General features: G+C 53.6%; 18 protein-coding genes. 14 read left to right on the forward strand and 4 right to left on the reverse strand.

What is annotated here, in order from left to right; all coding sequences use genetic code 11:
• Positions 1–19 precede the first annotated feature (19 nt).
• The 7 genes from pepP (at position 20) to G8S19_RS03875 (ending at position 9,656) form a co-directional block, all read left to right on the forward strand.
• Positions 20–1,345 carry a Xaa-Pro aminopeptidase gene (pepP, locus tag G8S19_RS03845; RefSeq protein ID WP_199969674.1) on the forward strand — a complete coding sequence of 442 codons (1,326 nt, stop codon included), beginning with the start codon at positions 20–22 and terminating at the stop codon, positions 1,343–1,345.
• Entirely contained in the window at positions 1,342–2,520 is a 1,179-nt protein-coding gene (gene ubiH, locus G8S19_RS03850) for a 2-octaprenyl-6-methoxyphenyl hydroxylase (protein ID WP_101742753.1), read from the forward strand. Before pepP ends, ubiH begins: the two co-directional genes overlap by 4 nt.
• A gap of 115 nt (positions 2,521–2,635) precedes the next feature.
• Entirely contained in the window at positions 2,636–3,838 is a 1,203-nt protein-coding gene (gene ubiI, locus G8S19_RS03855; RefSeq protein ID WP_116360709.1) for an FAD-dependent 2-octaprenylphenol hydroxylase, read from the forward strand.
• Positions 3,839–4,290: 452 nt separating this feature from the next.
• Positions 4,291–5,385 (forward strand): glycine cleavage system aminomethyltransferase GcvT, encoded by a 1,095-nt coding sequence (gene gcvT / locus G8S19_RS03860; RefSeq protein WP_253686108.1) that lies wholly within the window; start codon positions 4,291–4,293, stop codon positions 5,383–5,385.
• A 25-nt stretch (positions 5,386–5,410) separates the two neighbouring features.
• Complete coding sequence (gene gcvH, locus G8S19_RS03865) at positions 5,411–5,800, forward strand: glycine cleavage system protein GcvH (protein ID WP_003026965.1); 390 nt, start codon at positions 5,411–5,413, stop codon at positions 5,798–5,800.
• Positions 5,801–5,977: 177 nt separating this feature from the next.
• Positions 5,978–8,851: an aminomethyl-transferring glycine dehydrogenase gene (gene gcvP, locus G8S19_RS03870; RefSeq protein WP_101742750.1), complete on the forward strand. Its 2,874-nt coding sequence runs from the start codon at positions 5,978–5,980 to the stop codon at positions 8,849–8,851.
• 61 nt (positions 8,852–8,912) lie between these two features.
• Positions 8,913–9,656, forward strand: coding sequence for an SDR family oxidoreductase (locus G8S19_RS03875; protein ID WP_199969676.1), 744 nt, complete (start codon positions 8,913–8,915; stop codon positions 9,654–9,656).
• 93 nt (positions 9,657–9,749) lie between these two features.
• Here G8S19_RS03875 and bglA read toward each other — a convergent pair whose 3' ends face one another.
• Together bglA and G8S19_RS03885 are read right to left on the reverse strand one after the other, a co-directional pair.
• A complete protein-coding gene (gene bglA / locus G8S19_RS03880) occupies positions 9,750–11,183 on the reverse strand; it encodes a 6-phospho-beta-glucosidase BglA (RefSeq protein WP_253686110.1) in 1,434 nt (477 codons plus the stop codon).
• A gap of 120 nt (positions 11,184–11,303) precedes the next feature.
• Positions 11,304–12,032 (reverse strand): MurR/RpiR family transcriptional regulator, encoded by a 729-nt coding sequence (locus tag G8S19_RS03885; RefSeq protein WP_061068520.1) that lies wholly within the window; start codon positions 12,030–12,032, stop codon positions 11,304–11,306.
• Between the two features lie 52 nt (positions 12,033–12,084).
• Between G8S19_RS03885 and yqfB the strand changes: the two genes are divergently transcribed.
• Together yqfB and G8S19_RS03895 are read left to right on the forward strand one after the other, a co-directional pair.
• Positions 12,085–12,396, forward strand: coding sequence for a N(4)-acetylcytidine aminohydrolase (gene yqfB / locus G8S19_RS03890; RefSeq protein ID WP_048213167.1), 312 nt, complete (start codon positions 12,085–12,087; stop codon positions 12,394–12,396).
• A 163-nt stretch (positions 12,397–12,559) separates the two neighbouring features.
• Positions 12,560–13,219, forward strand: coding sequence for a hemolysin III family protein (locus G8S19_RS03895; RefSeq protein WP_101742747.1), 660 nt, complete (start codon positions 12,560–12,562; stop codon positions 13,217–13,219).
• Between the two features lie 93 nt (positions 13,220–13,312).
• Here G8S19_RS03895 and ygfZ read toward each other — a convergent pair whose 3' ends face one another.
• Positions 13,313–14,293, reverse strand: coding sequence for a tRNA-modifying protein YgfZ (gene ygfZ / locus G8S19_RS03900; RefSeq protein ID WP_137364342.1), 981 nt, complete (start codon positions 14,291–14,293; stop codon positions 13,313–13,315).
• A 255-nt stretch (positions 14,294–14,548) separates the two neighbouring features.
• Here ygfZ and sdhE point away from each other — a divergent pair, with 255 nt between their 5' ends.
• Positions 14,549–14,815: an FAD assembly factor SdhE gene (gene sdhE, locus G8S19_RS03905; RefSeq protein ID WP_005123351.1), complete on the forward strand. Its 267-nt coding sequence runs from the start codon at positions 14,549–14,551 to the stop codon at positions 14,813–14,815.
• Positions 14,796–15,203, forward strand: a complete 408-nt coding sequence (locus G8S19_RS03910) for a protein YgfX (protein WP_048213165.1) — start codon at positions 14,796–14,798, stop codon at positions 15,201–15,203. Before sdhE ends, G8S19_RS03910 begins: the two co-directional genes overlap by 20 nt.
• A gap of 91 nt (positions 15,204–15,294) precedes the next feature.
• Here G8S19_RS03910 and fldB read toward each other — a convergent pair whose 3' ends face one another.
• A complete protein-coding gene (gene fldB, locus G8S19_RS03915) occupies positions 15,295–15,816 on the reverse strand; it encodes a flavodoxin FldB (protein ID WP_048213164.1) in 522 nt (173 codons plus the stop codon).
• Between the two features lie 113 nt (positions 15,817–15,929).
• Between fldB and xerD the strand changes: the two genes are divergently transcribed.
• The 3 genes from xerD to recJ are packed head-to-tail and all read left to right on the forward strand — an operon-like array spanning position 15,930 to position 19,302.
• A complete protein-coding gene (gene xerD, locus G8S19_RS03920) occupies positions 15,930–16,826 on the forward strand; it encodes a site-specific tyrosine recombinase XerD (protein ID WP_253686112.1) in 897 nt (298 codons plus the stop codon).
• Positions 16,827–16,849: 23 nt separating this feature from the next.
• A complete protein-coding gene (gene dsbC / locus G8S19_RS03925; RefSeq protein ID WP_101742745.1) occupies positions 16,850–17,563 on the forward strand; it encodes a bifunctional protein-disulfide isomerase/oxidoreductase DsbC in 714 nt (237 codons plus the stop codon).
• 5 nt (positions 17,564–17,568) lie between these two features.
• A complete protein-coding gene (gene recJ / locus G8S19_RS03930; RefSeq protein WP_115601508.1) occupies positions 17,569–19,302 on the forward strand; it encodes a single-stranded-DNA-specific exonuclease RecJ in 1,734 nt (577 codons plus the stop codon).
• Positions 19,303–19,519 lie beyond the last annotated feature (217 nt).

A 19,519-nucleotide genomic window follows, 5' to 3' on the forward strand; every position in this document is an offset into this window, starting at 1 on the left:
AAACGCCAAGGAGAGTGTGATGAGCGAAATATCTCAGCAAGAATTCCAGCGCCGCCGCCAGGCTTTACTGGCACAAATGCAGCCCGGCAGCGCCGCGCTGATTTTTGCCGCGCCTGAAGCGACGCGCAGCGCGGACAGTGAATACCCGTACCGCCAAAGCAGTGATTTCTGGTACTTCACCGGTTTTAACGAACCTGAAGCCGTGCTGGTGCTGATTAAAAGCGATGACACTCATAACCACAGCGTTTTGTTTAATCGGGTTCGCGATCTGACGGCGGAGATCTGGTTTGGCCGTCGTCTTGGTCAGGATGCCGCACCGGCAAAACTCGGCGTTGACCGGGCGCTGGCCTTCAGCGAAATTAACCAACAGCTGCACCTGTTGCTCAATGGCCTGGACGCGGTGTACCACGCACAGGGCGAATATGCCTGGGCCGACGAGATTGTGTGCACGGCGCTGGATAAACTGCGTAAAGGTTCCAGGCAAAATTTGCGCGCGCCTGCCGCGATTATCGACTGGCGTCCAATGGTGCATGAGATGCGCCTGTTCAAATCAGCGGAAGAAATTGCGGTCATGCGCCGTGCCGGAGAAATCACCGCGCTGGCGCATACCCGTGCGATGAAAAAATGCCGTCCGGGAATGTTTGAATACCAGTTAGAAGGGGAGATTCACCACGAATTTACCCGCCATGGTGCGCGTTATCCGTCCTATAACACGATTGTCGGCAGCGGCGAAAACGGCTGTATCCTGCATTACACCGAAAATGAAAGTGAAATGCGCGATGGCGATCTGGTGCTGATTGACGCCGGGTGTGAATACAAAGGCTATGCGGGCGACATTACGCGTACCTTTCCGGTAAATGGCAAATTTACCCCTGCACAGCGTGAAATCTACGACATCGTACTGGAATCCTTAGAGACCAGCCTGCGCCTGTATCGTCCCGGGACATCCATCCAGGAAGTCACCAGCGAAGTGGTGCGTATCATGATTACCGGCCTGGTGAGGCTTGGCATTCTGCACGGCGAGGTCGATCAACTGATTACCGAAAATGCACACCGACCTTTCTTCATGCACGGGCTTAGTCACTGGCTGGGTCTGGATGTACACGACGTCGGCGTTTATGGTCAGGACCGCTCACGTATTCTTGAGCCGGGAATGGTGCTTACCGTTGAACCGGGACTCTATATCGCGCCGGACGCCGACGTACCGGCTGCCTATCGTGGTATCGGCATTCGTATTGAAGATGACATCCTTATCACGGAAGACGGCAATGAAAACCTGACCGCCAGCGTGGTGAAGAAAGCGGATGACATTGAAGCCCTGATGGCTGCGGCGCGACTGCAATGAGCGTGATTATCGTCGGTGGTGGCATGGTCGGCGCGACGCTGGCGCTGGCCATTTCCCAGCTTAGTCATGGGACGCTGCCAGTTCATCTGATAGAAGCAAGCGCGCCTGACAACGATCGCCATCCGGGGTTTGATGCCCGGGCGATCGCGCTGGCGGCAGGGACCTGCCAACAGCTGGCGCGAATTGGCATATGGCAGGCGATTGCCGATTGCGCAACGGCGATCAAAACTGTTCACGTCAGCGATCGCGGCCATGCCGGATTTGTAACGCTGGATGCGCAGGAATACCGTATTCCTGCGCTGGGGCAAGTTGTAGAGCTGCACGATGTCGGGCTACGTCTGTTTGCGCTACTGCGTAAAGCGCCGGGCGTCACGCTGCACTGCCCCGACCGCGTAGCCAGCGTGTCACGCACGCAGGAGCGCGTGGAAGTTACGCTGGAAAATGGTGAGATGATTGATGGTCGCCTGCTGGTGGCCGCCGACGGTACGCGCTCCGCACTGGCTACCGCCTGCGGCGTTGACTGGCAGCAACAGCCCTATGAGCAACTGGCGGTAATTGCCAACGTCACAACCTCTGTGCCGCACGACGGTCGAGCGTTTGAACGTTTCACGCAATATGGCCCGCTGGCAATGCTGCCCATGTCTGATGGTCGCTGCTCGCTGGTGTGGTGTCATCCGCTGGAGAAGCGTGATGAGATTATGGCCTGGTCCGACGAACAGTTTTGCCGTGAACTACAAACCGCTTTTGGCTGGCGACTGGGACGTATTACCCAGGCCGGTAAACGCAACGCCTATCCGCTTTCGTTAACCTCGGCGCAAAAAGCGATTACCCATCGAACCGTGCTGGTAGGGAACGCAGCCCAGACGCTGCACCCCATTGCCGGACAAGGTTTCAACCTTGGTCTGCGTGATGTGATGAGCCTGGCTGAAACGTTGACCCAGGCGCAGAACAGCGGGGAAGATGTCGGTGATTATGCGGTGCTGGCACGCTATCAGCATCGCCGCGAACGCGATCGCGAAACGACGATTGGCGTGACTAATAATTTGGTGTATCTGTTTGCCAATCGCTGGGCCCCGCTGGTTGTTGGACGAAATGTCGGGCTGATGGCGATGGAATTATTTACCCCTGCGCGCGATGCGCTGGCGGAGCGAACCCTCGGTTGGGTTGCGCGATAAATATGACCTGTAGGCCGGATAAGGCAAAGCCGCCATCCGGCAAGGGTCTCCGCAAAAATGCCTGATGGCGCTGCGCTTATCAGGCCTACGGATTACAGGTTTCGAGGTATAAACAGTGCAAAGTGTTGATGTAGCAATTGTGGGTGGCGGCATGGTGGGACTGGCGGTTGCCTGCGGCTTGCAGGGCAGCGGGTTGCGCGTTGCGGTGTTGGAACAACATGTCCCGCAGCCGTTGGCGGCGGATGCTCCTCCTCAGCTTCGTGTTTCGGCCATTAATGCCGCCAGCGAAAAACTGCTGACCCGTCTTGGCGTCTGGTCCGACATTGTTGCCCGTCGCGCTTGCTGCTACCACGGCATGGAAGTCTGGGACAAAGACAGCTTTGGACGTATTGCGTTTGATGACCAGAGCATGGGCTACAGCCATTTGGGGCACATTGTCGAAAACTCAGAGATTCATTATGCGCTGTGGCAAAAGGCGCAGCGTTCAGCGGATATTACGCTGATGGCACCTGCTGAATTACAGCAGGTGGCCTGGGGTGAGAACGAGGCATTTCTGACCCTGAAAGATGGCGCAATGTTGACGGCCCGCCTGGTCGTCGGTGCTGATGGTGCTAACTCCTGGCTGCGCAACAAAGCGGATATTCCGCTCACCTTCTGGGATTATCGTCATCATGCGCTGGTGGCGACAATCCGTACGCAGGAAGCCCACGGTGCGGTTGCGCGTCAGGCGTTTCATGGTGAGGGTATCCTGGCATTCCTGCCGCTCAGCGATCCACACCTGTGTTCTATCGTCTGGTCGCTCTCGCCGCAGGAAGCAGAACGTATGCAGCAGGCAAGTGCAGATGATTTCAATCAGGCGCTGAATATCGCTTTTGATAATCGCCTGGGGCTGTGCAGCCTTGAGAGCGAACGCCAGACGTTTCCGCTGACTGGACGCTATGCCCGCCAGTTTGCCGCCCATCGTATGGCCCTGGTGGGTGATGCGGCGCATACCATCCACCCGCTGGCGGGCCAGGGGGTGAACCTTGGCTTCATGGATGCGGCGGAGCTGATCGACGAGCTTAAGCGGCTACAGCGTCAGGGCAAAGATATTGGTCAGTACCTCTATCTGCGCCGTTATGAACGTAGCCGTAAGCACAGCGCAGCGCTGATGTTGGCGGGGATGCAGGGTTTCCGTGAACTGTTTGCTGGCGAGAATCCGGCTAAAAAACTGCTGCGTGATATTGGTCTGAAACTGGCCGATACCCTGCCAGGCGTAAAACCGCAACTCATCCGCCAGGCGATGGGACTGAACGATCTTCCTGAGTGGCTACGCTAGTGTCCGTAAGGACAATCTTAAGAGTTTGAAACCCGTCACACTTTCCTCTCCCGGCCTGCGCGCCGGGATGGTTCTCTCATTTGAAATAATCTAATTCCACGCCTTTTTTCGCATTAGTTTTTTTAATATTACGTTTTTTTCATAACGCCATTTTTGACATTTTTTCCACATTTAATATGGATTGATACGGCTTAACTTCGCTTATATATGTCTGTTGTTCTGATGTATTGGCATTTTACTGGTTTTTTATGCTGTCGTCGATCTGGTCATTTTTAGTCATAAGCTAATGTGATGGTTAATTTTGCCTTATGGTTTAGCGTCTGTTTCGGTGGTAAGTTCAGGACAAAGAGAACGTTTGCGTCGCAGCCCCTGGAGCGGCTGTGGTGCTGGGTTTCGTGGCGACAATTTCACCGCGAAAGAGTTGATAGCCCCGCTTATTCAACGAGGAAAAGATGGCTCAACAGACTCCTTTGTACGAACAACACACGCTATGTGGCGCGCGCATGGTTGATTTCCATGGCTGGATGATGCCGCTGCATTACGGCTCTCAGCTCGATGAGCACCATGCTGTCCGCACCGATGCCGGTATGTTCGATGTGTCGCATATGACCATCGTCGACCTGCGCGGCAGCCGCACCCGGGAGTTCTTGCGTTATCTGCTGGCAAACGACGTCGCGAAGCTAACGAAGACAGGCAAAGCCCTCTACTCCGGTATGCTCAACGCTTCGGGCGGCGTGATAGATGACCTGATTGTCTATTACTTCACTGAAGATTTCTTCCGCCTCGTTGTAAACTCCGCCACCCGCGAAAAAGACCTCTCCTGGATTACCCAACACGCTGAACCATACGCTATCGACATCACCGTTCGTGACGACCTGTCGCTGATCGCGGTGCAGGGACCAAACGCGCAGGCAAAAGCAGCCACCCTGTTTACTGACGAGCAACGCCATGCAGTTGAAAGTATGAAACCTTTCTTCGGCGTTCAGGCGGGTGACTTGTTTATCGCAACCACCGGTTATACCGGCGAAGCGGGATATGAAATTGCCATGCCGAATGAAAAGGCCGCGGATTTCTGGCGTGCGCTGGTACAAGCAGGTGTCAAACCTTGCGGTCTCGGCGCACGTGACACGCTGCGTCTGGAAGCGGGCATGAACCTGTACGGTCAGGAGATGGACGAAGGCATTTCTCCGCTGGCAGCTAACATGGGCTGGACCATCGCGTGGGAACCGGTCGATCGCGACTTTATCGGTCGGGATGCGCTGGAAATGCAGCGTGAAAAAGGCCACGAACAGCTGGTTGGGCTGGTGATGACCGAGAAAGGCGTGCTGCGTAATGAACTGCCGGTGCGTTTCACCGATGCTTCCGGCAACCAGCAGGAAGGCATTATCACCAGCGGGACATTCTCCCCAACCCTGGGTTACAGCATCGCGCTGGCTCGTGTCCCTGCGGGTATCGGCGACACGGCGATTGTGCAAATTCGTAACCGCGAAATGCCAGTTAAAGTCACTAAACCTGTTTTTGTGCGTAACGGCAAAGCCGTTGCGTAATTCATCCTTTTTTGGAGATTGATTGATGAGCAACGTACCTGCAGAACTGAAATACAGCAAAGAACACGAATGGCTGCGCAAAGAAGCTGACGGCTCTTACACCGTTGGTATCACCGAACACGCTCAGGAGCTGTTAGGTGACATGGTTTTCGTTGACCTGCCAGAAGTTGGCGCCACCGTCAGCGCGGGCGATGATTGTGCCGTTGCGGAGTCCGTAAAAGCGGCATCCGATATCTATGCGCCAGTAGGCGGTGAGATTGTGGCGGTTAACGACGCGCTCAGCGACTCCCCGGAACTGGTCAACAGCGAACCGTATGCGGGCGGCTGGATTTTCAAAATCAAAGCCAGCGATGAAAGCGAAATTGAATCGCTGCTGGATGCGACCGCATATGAAGCATTGTTAGAAGACGAGTAAATACGCTTCATCCTTCACGTTGCAGGTGTGTTGGCTTCCTAGCTCACCCCAGTCACTTACTTATGTAAGCTCCTGGGGATGTGCTGCGTCGCCGCCGTCCTGCAACGCGAATTATTTTGCGTATTCAGGTAAGTAGAGACACCTACGATTCACTGCACGTTTCAGGAACCATCGCCCATGACACAGACGTTAAGCCAGCTTGAAAACAGCGGCGCTTTCATTGAACGCCACATCGGACCGGACGCCGCGCAGCAGCAAGAGATGCTGAATGCGGTTGGCGCCGAGTCGTTAAACGCGCTGATCGGCCAGATTGTGCCGAAAGACATTCAGCTCGCAACCCCGCCACAGGTGGGCGAGGCGGCGACCGAATACGCTGCGCTGGCTGAATTAAAAGCCATCGCTGGGCGTAACAAGCGCTTCACGTCCTACATTGGCATGGGCTACACCGCCGTGCAGCTGCCACCGGTAATCCTGCGCAACATGCTGGAAAACCCAGGTTGGTACACCGCATACACGCCGTATCAGCCGGAAGTCTCTCAGGGGCGTCTGGAAGCTCTGCTGAACTTCCAACAGGTCACACTGGATCTGACGGGGCTGGATATGGCTTCCGCTTCTCTGCTGGATGAAGCCACCGCGGCCGCTGAAGCCATGGCGATGGCCAAACGTGTCAGCAAACTGAAAAACGCCAACCGCTTCTTCGTTGCGGCTGATGTTCATCCGCAAACGCTGGACGTCGTGCGTACCCGTGCACAAACCTTTGGTTTTGACGTGATTGTTGATGACGCGGCGAAAGCACTGGATCACCAGGATGTGTTTGGCGTGCTGTTGCAGCAGGTTGGCACCACCGGTGAAGTGCATGACTACAGCAAACTGATTAGCGAGCTGAAATCCCGTAAAGTTGTGGTCAGTGTCGCTGCCGACTTTATGGCGCTGGTACTGCTGACTGCTCCGGGCAAACAGGGCGCGGATATCGTTTTCGGTTCTGCACAACGCTTCGGCGTACCGATGGGTTACGGTGGCCCACACGCGGCATTTTTCGCCGCTAAAGACGAATTCAAACGCTCCATGCCAGGCCGTATTATCGGCGTCTCCAAAGATGCGGCGGGCAATACCGCACTGCGCATGGCGATGCAGACTCGTGAGCAGCATATCCGCCGCGAGAAAGCGAACTCCAACATTTGTACCTCGCAGGTTCTGCTGGCCAACATCGCCAGCCTGTATGCCGTTTATCATGGTCCGGTTGGCCTGAAACGCATTGCTAATCGCATCCACCGCCTGACTGATATCCTGGCAGCCGGTCTGCAACAGAAAGGATTGAAGCTGCGTCATGCGCATTACTTCGACACCCTGTGCGTTGAAGTAGCCGATAAGGCCACAGTGCTGGCGCGTGCCGAAGCAGCAGAAATCAACCTGCGTAGCGATATCCATAACGCGGTAGGTATTACGCTCGATGAAACCACCACCCGTGAAAACGTGGTGCAGTTGTTCAATGTTCTGCTGGGCGACAATCACGGCCTGAACATCGATACGCTGGATAAAGACGTGGCGCTCGACAGCCGTTCTATTCAGGAAAGCATGCGGCGTGACGATGCGATCCTCAGTCATCCGGTGTTTAATCGCTATCACAGCGAAACCGAGATGATGCGTTATATGCACTCGCTGGAGCGTAAAGATCTGGCGCTGAATCAGGCAATGATCCCGCTGGGTTCCTGCACTATGAAGCTCAACGCCGCTGCCGAGATGATCCCTATCACCTGGCCTGAATTCGCTGAGCTGCATCCGTTCTGCCCGCCAGAGCAGGCTGAAGGTTATCACCAGATGATCGGCCAGCTTTCCGAGTGGTTGGTTAAACTGACCGGTTATGATGCTGTCTGCATGCAGCCGAACTCCGGTGCGCAGGGCGAGTATGCGGGTCTGCTGGCGATTCGTCATTATCACGAAAGCCGTAACGAAGGTCATCGCGATATCTGCTTGATCCCGGCTTCTGCCCACGGTACCAACCCGGCGTCTGCACAGATGGCGGGTATGCAGGTAGTGGTTGTCGCCTGTGATAAGAACGGCAACATCGACCTGGACGATCTGCGAGCAAAAGCAGAACAACATGCCGACAACCTTTCTTGCATCATGGTGACCTATCCATCCACCCACGGCGTTTATGAAGAAACGATCCGTGAAGTGTGCGACGTTGTGCACCAGTTCGGCGGCCAGGTTTACCTTGATGGCGCGAACATGAACGCTCAGGTTGGGATCACCACGCCGGGCTTTATTGGCGCAGATGTCTCGCACCTCAACCTGCATAAAACATTCTGCATTCCGCACGGCGGCGGCGGCCCAGGTATGGGACCGATCGGCGTGAAATCACATCTGGCTCCGTTTGTACCGGGCCACAGCGTAGTGCAGATTGAAGGGATGCTGACCCGTCAGGGCGCAGTTTCTGCGGCGCCGTTCGGTAGCGCATCCATTTTGCCAATCAGCTGGATGTACATCCGTATGATGGGCGCAGAAGGTCTGAAGCAGGCCAGCCAGGTGGCGATTCTTAACGCTAACTACATTGCCAGCCGTCTGAAAGATGCTTATCCGGTACTGTATACCGGTCGCGATGGTCGCGTGGCGCATGAATGTATTCTCGACATTCGCCCACTGAAAGAAGAGACCGGCATCAGCGAACTGGATATTGCCAAGCGTCTAATCGATTACGGTTTCCATGCTCCGACTATGTCATTCCCGGTCGCGGGTACCCTGATGGTTGAACCGACAGAATCTGAAAGCAAAGTGGAACTGGATCGCTTTATCAATGCGATGCTGGCAATCCGCGCTGAGATCGATCGCGTGAAAGCCGGTGAATGGTCACTGGAAGATAACCCGCTGGTTAACTCACCGCACACGCAAAACGAGCTGGTCGCGGAGTGGAATCACGGTTACAGCCGCGAAATCGCCGTCTTCCCGGCGGGTGTGGCGAACAAATACTGGCCAACCGTGAAACGCCTTGATGACGTTTACGGTGACCGTAACCTGTTCTGCTCCTGTGTACCGATGAGCGAATATCAGTAATCTGCTGATTCGACTATCTTTTAAAGGCGCTTCGGCGCCTTTATTTTTTGGGAGAAACGTTATGGCTATAGCATTGGTGACGGGCGGCAGTCGTGGCATTGGTCGAGCAACCGCGCTGCAACTGGCGCAAGAGGGTTACACGGTCGCCGTGAATTTTCATCACAATATTCGTGCGGCAACCGAGGTGGTGAACAACATCGTCGCTGCAGGCGGTAAAGCATTTGCTTTGCGTGCGGATATCAGCGATGAAAGCCAGGTGGTGGCAATGTTTGAGTCTATTGACCGTGAAGGCGAGCAACTGACTGCCCTGGTGAATAATGCCGGGATCTTGTTTGAGCAAAGCACGGTCGAAAACTTAACCGCCGAACGAATTAATCGCGTACTGGCAACCAACGTTACCGGCTATTTTCTGTGCTGTCGGGAAGCGGTAAAGCGAATGTCGTTTAAGCATGGTGGTCAGGGCGGGGCGATTGTGAATGTCTCTTCAGCGGCATCGCGGCTTGGTGCGCCATTCGAATATGTTGATTACGCGGCCTCGAAAGGTGCTGTGGACACGCTCACCACCGGCCTGGCGCTGGAGGTTGCGGCGCAGGGCATCCGCGTGAACTGTGTGCGACCGGGTCTTATCTACACTGAAATGCATGCGTCAGGCGGCGAGCCGGGAAGAGTCGATCGCGTGAAATCTATGTTGCCTATGCAGCGTGGCGGGCAGCCGGAAGAAGTCGCGCAGGCAATTACCTGGCTGTTGAGCGAGAAGGCATCTTACGTAACGGGCAGTTTTCTGGAACTGGCGGGCGGGAAGTAGGGATTTAATTGCCGGATAGCGCTGCGTTTATCCAGCCTACGGGAGTATAACCTGTAGGCTGGATAAGGCGTTTACGCCGCCATCCGGCAAAAATTACAGATTCTCGCCGTTGCTGGCAATAACCTCTTTGTACCAGTCAAAACTCTTCTTTCGTGAACGCGACATATCGCCGGTGCCGTCGTCATGTTTGTTCACGTAGATAAAGCCGTAACGTTTGCTGTACTGACCGGTGGTAAACGATACGCAGTCGATGCAGCCCCATGGCGTGTAGCCCATCAGGTCTACGCCATCATAGGTCACCGCTTTCATCATTTCTTCGATGTGGGCGCGCAGATAGTCGATGCGATAGTCGTCGTTGATGCTGCCGTCTTCTTCTACTTTGTCATAAGCGCCAAACCCGTTTTCAACGATAAACAGCGGCTTCTGGTAGCGTTCATACAGCTCACATAAGGCATAGCGTAGACCGACGGGGTCAATCTGCCAGCCCCAGTCGGAGGCTTTTACGTGCGGGTTCGGTACGCTGCCCTCAAAACCAGAAATGGCATCGCCGCTGCCGCCTTCCGCTTTTACCGCGTTGGTCATGTAGTAACTGAATCCGAGATAGTCACAGGTGCCTTCACGCAGGATTTGCTCATCGCCGGCCTCCATTCGGATGTTGAATTCGCGGCGTTCCCACTCGTTCAGTACATATGATGGATAGTAGCCGCGCAGCTGAACGTCAGTGAAAACGTAACGCTCACGCATCGATTCCTGCGCGAACATCACATCTTTAGGCTTACAGGAGAACGGGTACAGTGGCACCATCGCCAGCATGCAGCCGACTTTCATTTCCGGGTTGATGCGACGTGCGGCTTTTACTGCCAGAGCGCTGGCCACGAACTGGTGGTGCAGCACCTGGTACATAGTCTCTTCCGGGTTTTCATGCTCGGTATACACCACGCCGGAGCAGCAATAGCCAAACAGCGGCGCGCGCCAGTTACGCTGGTTGTTGATCTCATTGAAGGTCATCCAGTATTTGACCTTGTGCTTATAGCGCTCAAAAACGACTTCAGCAAAACGGACAAAGAAATCGACGACTTTACGATTGGTCCAGCTACCGTACTGTTGAACCAGGTGCAGCGGCATTTCGAAGTGGGAAAGGGTGATGACTGGTTCAATGTTGTACTTCAGCAGTTCATCAAACATGTCGTCGTAGAATTTTAACCCTTCTTCATTTGGCTGGGTTTCGTCCCCTTTCGGGAAGATGCGGGTCCAGGCAATTGACGTACGGAAGCATTTGAAGCCCATCTCGGCAAACAGCTTGATGTCTTCTTTGTAATGACTGTAAAAATCGACAGCTTCGTGGTTGGGGTAGTACTTACCGGGCTCAACTTCCTGAGTGATTTCTCGCGGAACGCCGTGTGCCCCTCCGGTCAGTACGTCGCAAATGCTGGGGCCTTTGCCACCTTTGTTCCAGCCGCCTTCAACCTGATGCGCCGCCACCGCGCCGCCCCATAAAAAATCGTTTGGTAAGGTAAGTTTTTTCATCTGCGCTCAGTCTCAAATTAATACAATCTGATTTTGAGTCTAACAAAAGAAAGATAAATGTCACGATATAACAAAATAGCGTAAATGTGATTTGTTACATCAAAAAAACAGAGTGTTTTTTTACGCTATTCTTTTCGCCAGCTTGCGACCGAGTGATTCCAGAATATAAATAACGGGGATCTGCGTGGTTATATCGTATACCCCGGCAATACGTGTTTGTGGAACATGCCAGGAGAGATTAAAGTCGGCGAGTTTCGCCAGGCGAGAGTGTTCATGGCTGGTGACCGACAGAACCTTACAGTTGTGCAGACTGAACTGGCTGGCAAAGCGCAGGATCTCTTCTGTTTCACCAGACACGGAAAGCACGATCGCCAGCGCGTTTCTGGCCATGTCGTTAGTTACCGGGAAATAAGGATCGTCAATGTGATTACTGAATTTACCGACGTTTGAGAAAAAACGTGCGCCATATTTTGCCAGCGCTCCAGACGTTCCCGCTCCGACGAATATAATACGTTCGGACGATAATATAATATCAACAGCCTGATCGAGCAGTTTATCGAACTCGTCGTTATTGACGCCTTTAAAGAAACTGATAATTTCGCTGGCACCGAAATTAGCCTGTTGCGGTTCATTCTGCTCTAAATATAATTTGAAGCGTAAGCGAAATTCTGAGTAACCCTCACACTTAAGCTTGCGGCAAAAGCGCAGTACGGTGGTGGTGGAAACGCCCACGGCATCAGCCAGTTCGCGAATGGTCATGTACATGACTTTGTCACGGTTTTTGATGACATAGTTGTAGACCAGCATCTCAAGATTGTTGAGACTGGCGATGGCAGCGTGGGAGAACATACTCACAATGGCAAAACTCACTCATCAGACTTTATCTACAGGGAATAATAACATGCAGCCAAATGACATCACTTTTTTTCAGCGTTTCCAGGATGACATTCTGGCCGGACGCAAAACCATCACCATTCGTGACGAGTCCGAATCACACTTTAAAGCCGGGGACATTCTACGGGTTGGACGCTTTGAAGATGAGGGCTACTTCTGCACGATTGAAGTTGTCGGCACCTCAACGGTTACGCTGGATACGCTAACGGAAAAACATGCCCAGCAGGAAAACATGGCGCTCGATGAGCTTAAACAGGTGATCGCCGAGATTTACCCGGATCAAACGCAATTTTATGTGATTGATTTTAAATGCCTTTAACTTTACAGGTACAGCTGTTAGCTGAAATATAAAATGCAATTATATGATTTTTATTAATTATTTATTATTTGATAAATATTTTAGCTAACATGTGTTCACTGGAACCATTCTCAGTTACGCTAGAGGCGCAATAACGAAAGTGTTCGTTTCTGGGGAGTAACTTATGGTTCAGAAGCCATTAATCGCGCAGGGATATTCGCTGGCAGAGGAAATAGCCAATAGCATCAGTCACGGTATCGGGCTGGTGTTTGGGATTGTCGGACTGGTGCTGTTACTGGTTCAGGCAGTGGATACCAACGCCAGCGCCATGGCTATTACCAGCTATAGCCTGTACGGCGGCAGCATGATCCTGCTGTTCCTTGCCTCAACCTTGTATCATGCGATCCCCCATCAGAGAGCGAAAGTCTGGCTGAAAAAATTCGACCACTGCGCGATTTATCTGCTGATTGCCGGGACCTACACGCCATTCCTGCTGGTGGGGCTGGATTCGCCGCTGGCACGCGGACTGATGATTGTTATCTGGAGCCTGGCGCTAATCGGTATTTTATTCAAACTGACTATTGCGCACCGCTTTAAGGTTCTGTCGCTGGTGACCTACCTGACAATGGGCTGGCTATCGCTGATAGTGGTGTATCAACTGGCGGTTAAGCTGTCGGCGGGTGGTGTGACGTTGCTGGCCGTTGGCGGCGTCGTGTATTCGCTGGGCGTTATTTTCTACGTCTGTAAGCGCATTCCTTACAACCACGCGATCTGGCATGGCTTTGTGCTGGGCGGCAGCGTTTGCCACTTCCTGGCAATCTATCTGTACGTTGGTCAGGCTTAACCCTTGATGCCGGATGGCGGCTAGCGCCTTATCCGGCCTACAAAACAAAAGCCAGCATGCCTGATTGACGCATCGCAATCAGGCATTATTCATTTATTCTTCCAGCGAATACGGCAGCGGTACGATATGTAGCGTTTTTGCATCGTCGCGAACGCGGAACACGCTGTCGGCTTCCATGTCGTTATTCATCACAACCTGCACCAGCACTTGTCCATCAGCCAGCTGTACCGCGGCGAGTACGGTGCCGGTACGACGCCAGTTCTCGCCCATTTTCAGCTCCAGGTCTTCACCCGCTTCCGGCACCCGACTGGCCGCACCTGCCAGAGTCCACATGGCGCGTTTATTGGCGCCGCGGAATTTTGCGCGGGCAACCATTTCCTGACCGGTATAGCAGCCTTTTTTAAAGCTGATACCGCCCAATGCCTGCAGATTGGTGGCCTGCGGAATAAACTGTGCGCTGTTGGCAGTATCAATAACCGGAATACCCGCTTCGATATCCAGCGCCAGCCACTGTTGGCTGTTATTCAATTCTGCTTCGCCACGCAGTTTCTCCGCAATCATCTCAGCTGTTGCGACATCAACGATCAGCAGGAAGCGTTCAGATGGATGCTCGAACCACAGCAGGGTGGAAGCGCCGTGGGTAACGACCTGCTTATCGCTGGTTGGCAGTTCGTTAAAGAGATTGGCTAGCGCCGCGCGCGCCTGGAAGCCCGCTACGCCCAGCAGGACGCGCTCGTCATCCGGGGCAATCACGACCTTCGAGAAGACGGCGTATTTTTTCAGTTCGGTCAATTGGGCATCACGCAGGCTACGGCGTTCAAGCCAGGCAAAACCATCAGCCTGACGGAAGAGACGCAGGTTGCTCCACATTTTACCTTTGGCATCGCAGTGAGCTGCCAGCAGGTGTTGCTGTTCGGTCATCTGGCTGACATCAGCGGTGACCTGGCCCTGGATGTACTTTTCACTGTCGACGCCGGTAATGGTGGCGAGAGCCCAGTCGTCGAGCGTCATTAGCGTCAGAGGCAAACGTGCCGACGCACACGGCTGGCGAGGAGGAAACGATGTAAAAGCCATAATAATGTCCTGATTTGCTTAACGCAGTGATAATGACTAATGGTAAAAGAGCTATAGGCTATTGCAAGCGGTTTAAACATCCTGTTTGTGCCTTATATTAAGCTTTGCGAGGAGACATCCAAAAAAGTGAACCCTTTGACTTAATGTGGTTTTATTTAGCGATCGCGCTTCCGTTTACTGATATTCCCGTAAAAGAGCGTGAAAAACACGTTACAATAGCCGGATACTTCGTTTTCGCGAGACAGGGAAAAGAACATGGATATTAACAACAAAGCACGTATTCATTGGGCATGCCGCCGCGGTATGCGTGAACTGGACATCTCTATCATGCCGTTTTTCGAACATGAGTATGACAACTTAAGTGACGAAGAAAAACGCATCTTTATCCGTCTGCTGGAATGTGATGATCCAGACTTATTTAACTGGTTGATGAATCATGGGAAACCGGCTGATGAGCAGTTGGAGCAGATGGTGCGACTCATCCAGACACGGAATCGGGAACGTGGTCCAGTGGCAATCTGATTTACGCGTTTCATGGCGCGCACAGTGGCTCTCTCTGCTCATTCATGGGCTGGTTGCGGTATTCATTTTATTGATGCCCTGGCCATTGAGCTACACCCCATTATGGTTGGTGCTGCTCTCTCTGGTGGTGTTTGATAGCGTACGCAGTCAGCGTCGCATTAACGCTTGTCAGGGAGAGATTAGACTGTTAATGGACGGTCGCCTGCGCTGGCAGGGGCAAGAGTGGTCTATCGTTTGTGCACCCTGGATGATTAAAACGGGCATGATGCTGCGTTTGCGTTCAGATGCGGGAAAACGTCAGCATTTGTGGCTGGCAGCGGACAGCATGGATGACGCTGAGTGGCGGGATTTGCGGCGGTTAATGCTGCAACAGGTAAAGCAGGGTTAACGCCGGCGAATGACTGATGACGAGCAGCTACGGTTTAGCGCGCTATGTAAGCCGGAGAAGGCATTCACGCCGTCATCCGGCAAACTGGCTATCAGGACCAGTGTTCGGCCATTTCACCGAGAATTTGCTCACACCATGCCTGGATACGTTCATCGCTGAGGTCGTACTGGTTCGTTTCATCCAGAGCTAAACCGACAAACAACTGCCCATCGGCAATCACGGGTTTATCACTGGTGAATTCATAACCTTCTGTTGGCCAGTAACCGACAAACTTAACGCCTTTGGTGACCAGTTTATCATGCAGCATACCCAGTGCATCAAGGAACCACTCACCGTACCCCAGTTGATCGCCCATGCCGTAAAGCGCGACAATCTTGCCTTCCAGGTTGAGGTTGTCCAGTTGATCCCAGACCGCTTCCCAGTCTTCCTGAATTTCACCGAAATCCCAGGTTGGAATACCCAAAATGAGCACGTCATACTGCTCCATTAGAGCCGGGGAATCATCCTTGAGATTGTGCAGTGTCACCAGTTCGGGACCCAGGATATCGCGGATTTTTTCTGCTGCCATTTCGGTGTAGCAGGTGCTGGAACCGTAAAAAAGACCCATGTTCATGACGTAAACATCTCAATTCTGCTGTAGCGTTGCGGGTAGTGTAACAGAATCGCCGCAATCCCGGCACAATGAGGCATAATGCATCAAAAATGAGAGTGGAATAAGGGGCGCGAGTGGAACAGGATCTGGCGCGCATCGAGCAGTTTCTTGATGCACTGTGGCTGGAACGAAATCTGGCAGAGAACACGTTAAGTGCGTATCGTCGCGATCTGACAATGCTTGTTGAATGGTTGTACCATCGTGGCATTTCACTGGCGACGGCGCAGAGCGATGATTTGCAGGCATTGCTGGCTGAGCGGATGGATGGCGGGTATAAAGCCACCAGTTCAGCACGTTTGCTCAGTGCCATGCGGCGTTTTTTTCAGCATCTTTACGGCGAAAAATTTCGCGAAGACGATCCAAGCGCCTCGCTTGCTTCACCTAAACTTCCGCAGCGTTTGCCAAAAGATCTCAGCGAAGCGCAGGTAGAACGGCTGCTGCAGGCCCCGCTTATTGACCAACCGCTTGAGCTACGCGACAAAGCGATGCTGGAGGTTTTGTACGCTACGGGGTTGCGCGTATCAGAGTTGGTGGGGCTGACGATGAGCGATATTAGTCTGCGCCAGGGCGTTGTGCGGGTGATTGGTAAAGGCAACAAAGAGCGGCTTGTGCCGTTGGGCGAAGAAGCCGTGTACTGGCTGGAAACATACCTGGAACACGGTCGTCCGTGGTTGCTCAACGGCGTATCGATTGACGTACTGTTTCCCAGCCAGCGTGCGCAGCAGATGACCCGTCAGACTTTCTGGCATCGTATTAAACACTATGCTGTGTTAGCAGGGATCGACAGCGAGAAACTGTCACCGCACGTATTGCGGCATGCTTTTGCCACACATCTGCTCAATCACGGCGCTGACCTGCGCGTGGTGCAGATGCTGCTGGGGCATAGCGATCTCTCGACTACGCAGATTTATACACATGTCGCAACGGAGCGCTTGCGTCAACTACATCAACAGCATCACCCACGAGCGTGAGTGCTGACAGTAAAGGATAGGTTATGAAGAAACGTTTTATGATGCTCACCCTGCTGGCTACAGCGTTTTCAGGCATGGTGCATGCAGACGATGCAGCTATTCGCCAGTCATTAGCGAAGCTGGGCGTGCAGAGCACCGAAATTCAACCTGCTCCGGTTGCGGGCATGAAAACCGTACTGACCAATAGCGGTGTGCTGTACGTGACTGAAGACGGCAAGCATATTATTCAGGGGCCGATGTATGACGTAAGTGGCGCAAGTCCGGTAAATGTCACTAATCAACTGCTGATGAAGCATCTGAATGCGCTGGAAAAAGAGATGATCGTCTACAAAGCGCCGCAGGAAAAACACGTCATCACCGTTTTCACCGACATCACCTGTGGTTACTGCCACAAGTTGCATGAAGAGATGAAAGACTACAATGCGTTAGGGATCACCGTCCGTTATCTGGCCTTCCCTCGACAGGGGCTGGAAAGCCAGGCCGAGCAGGACATGAAGTCAATCTGGTGTGCAAAAGATAAAAACAAAGCCTTTGACGATGCAATGGCGGGCAAGGGCGTGAAAGCGGCGACCTGTGATGTGGATATCGCGAATCATTACGCGCTGGGCGTGCAGTTTGGCGTCAGTGGCACACCGGCGATTGTCCTGAGCAACGGCTATGTTGTTCCGGGCTATCAGGGGCCGAAAGAGATGAAAGAATTCCTCGACGCACACGAAAAACAGACCAGCGGTAAATAATTCGCGTGAAACAACAGATACAACTTCGTCGGCGTGAAGCCGACGAGACCGCCGAGCTACCAGCCGACTTGCCGCCGCTGCTGCGTCGTTTGTACGCCAGTCGCGGCGTGCGCAGCGCGCAGGAGCTTGAGCGTAGCGTGAAAGGCATGCTGCCGTGGCAGCATTTGAACGGCGTCGAAAAAGCGGTTGAGATCCTCTATAACGCCTTTCGCGAAGGAACCCGCATCATTGTGGTGGGGGATTTCGATGCCGATGGTGCGACCAGCACGGCGCTGAGCATCCTGGCAATGCGTGCGTTGGGCTGCAGCAACGTTGACTACCTGGTGCCTAATCGTTTTGAAGACGGCTATGGTTTAAGCCCGGAAGTCGTGGATCAGGCCCATGCCCGGGGCGCTCAGCTAATTGTCACCGTAGACAACGGCATCTCGTCTCACGCGGGAGTCGAACATGCCAGAACGTTGGGGATCCCGGTCGTTGTGACCGATCACCACCTGCCCGGTGACACGCTGCCGGGCGCAGAGGCGATCATCAACCCTAACCTGCCCGACTGTGAATTCCCGTCGAAATCGCTGGCAGGCGTTGGTGTAGCCTTCTATCTGATGCTGGCGCTGCGTACTTTCCTGCGTGACAAAGGCTGGTTTGATGAACGTGGTATCGCGCCGCCGAACCTGGCAGATTTGCTTGATCTGGTTGCTTTGGGCACAGTAGCAGACGTGGTGCCGCTGGATGCCAATAACCGTATCCTGACGTGGCAAGGTTTAAGCCGCATTCGTGCTGGAAAGTGCCGCCCTGGCATTAAGGCGCTACTGGAGATTTCCAATCGTGACCCGCTCAAACTGGCCGCCAGTGATTTAGGTTTTGCGCTTGGCCCTCGGCTGAACGCGGCAGGTCGTCTGGATGATATGTCCGTCGGCGTGGCGCTGCTACTGTGTGACAACATTGGTGAAGCGCGCGTGCTGGCCAATGAGCTGGACGCGCTAAACCAGACACGAAAAGAGATTGAACAGGGGATGCAGGCAGAAGCACTGACCCTGTGTGAAAAGCTGGAACGCAGTAGTGACACACTCCCAGGCGGCCTGGCAATGTACCACCCAGAGTGGCATCAGGGCGTGGTGGGGATTCTGGCGTCGCGCATCAAAGAGCGCTTCCATCGTCCGGTGATTGCGTTTGCGCCTGCCGGTGACGGTACGCTGAAAGGCTCCGGACGTTCGATCCAGGGACTGCATATGCGTGATGTGCTGGAGCGTCTGGATACGCTTTATCCCGGCATGATCATTAAGTTTGGTGGACATGCGATGGCAGCAGGTCTGTCGCTGGAAGAAGCGCAGTTTGAGCATTTCCAGCAGCGTTTTGGCGAACTGGTAACAGAATGGCTTGACCCCGCTTTATTACAGGGTGAGGTAGTCTCTGATGGTCCGCTGAGTGTGGCAGAGATGACCATGGAGGTCGCGCAAATGCTGCGCGATGCCGGCCCGTGGGGACAAATGTTCCCGGAGCCGCTGTTTGACGGGCATTTCCGCCTGCTTCAGCAGCGCCTGGTCGGTGAGCGTCATCTGAAGGTGATGGTGGAGCCTGTTGGCGGCGGCCCACTGCTGGACGGAATTGCGTTTAATGTCGATACCACATGCTGGCCGGATAACGGTGTTCGCGAAGTTCAGCTTGCCTACAAACTGGATATTAACGAGTTTCGCGGCAACCGCAGCCTGCAGATTATAATCGATAATATCTGGCCACTTTAGCGTCACAATACACATAATCATTCAAGCTGCATCGAGGCGGCAAGTGAATGAGTCCCCAGGAGCGTACAACGAGTACGTGACTGGGGTGAATTCGCGCAGCCAACAAAGAGTCAGCTTGAAGGATGACGTGTATATTCGCTATAAAAAAGGGTGTGGATTGGTTACAATCCCGCTCTTATAACCGCATTTTGACTCGTTCAATAAAAGAAATCAGATC

The organism is Citrobacter sp. SX206 (assembly GCF_024181025.1).
Lineage (GTDB): Bacteria > Pseudomonadota > Gammaproteobacteria > Enterobacterales > Enterobacteriaceae > Citrobacter > Citrobacter youngae.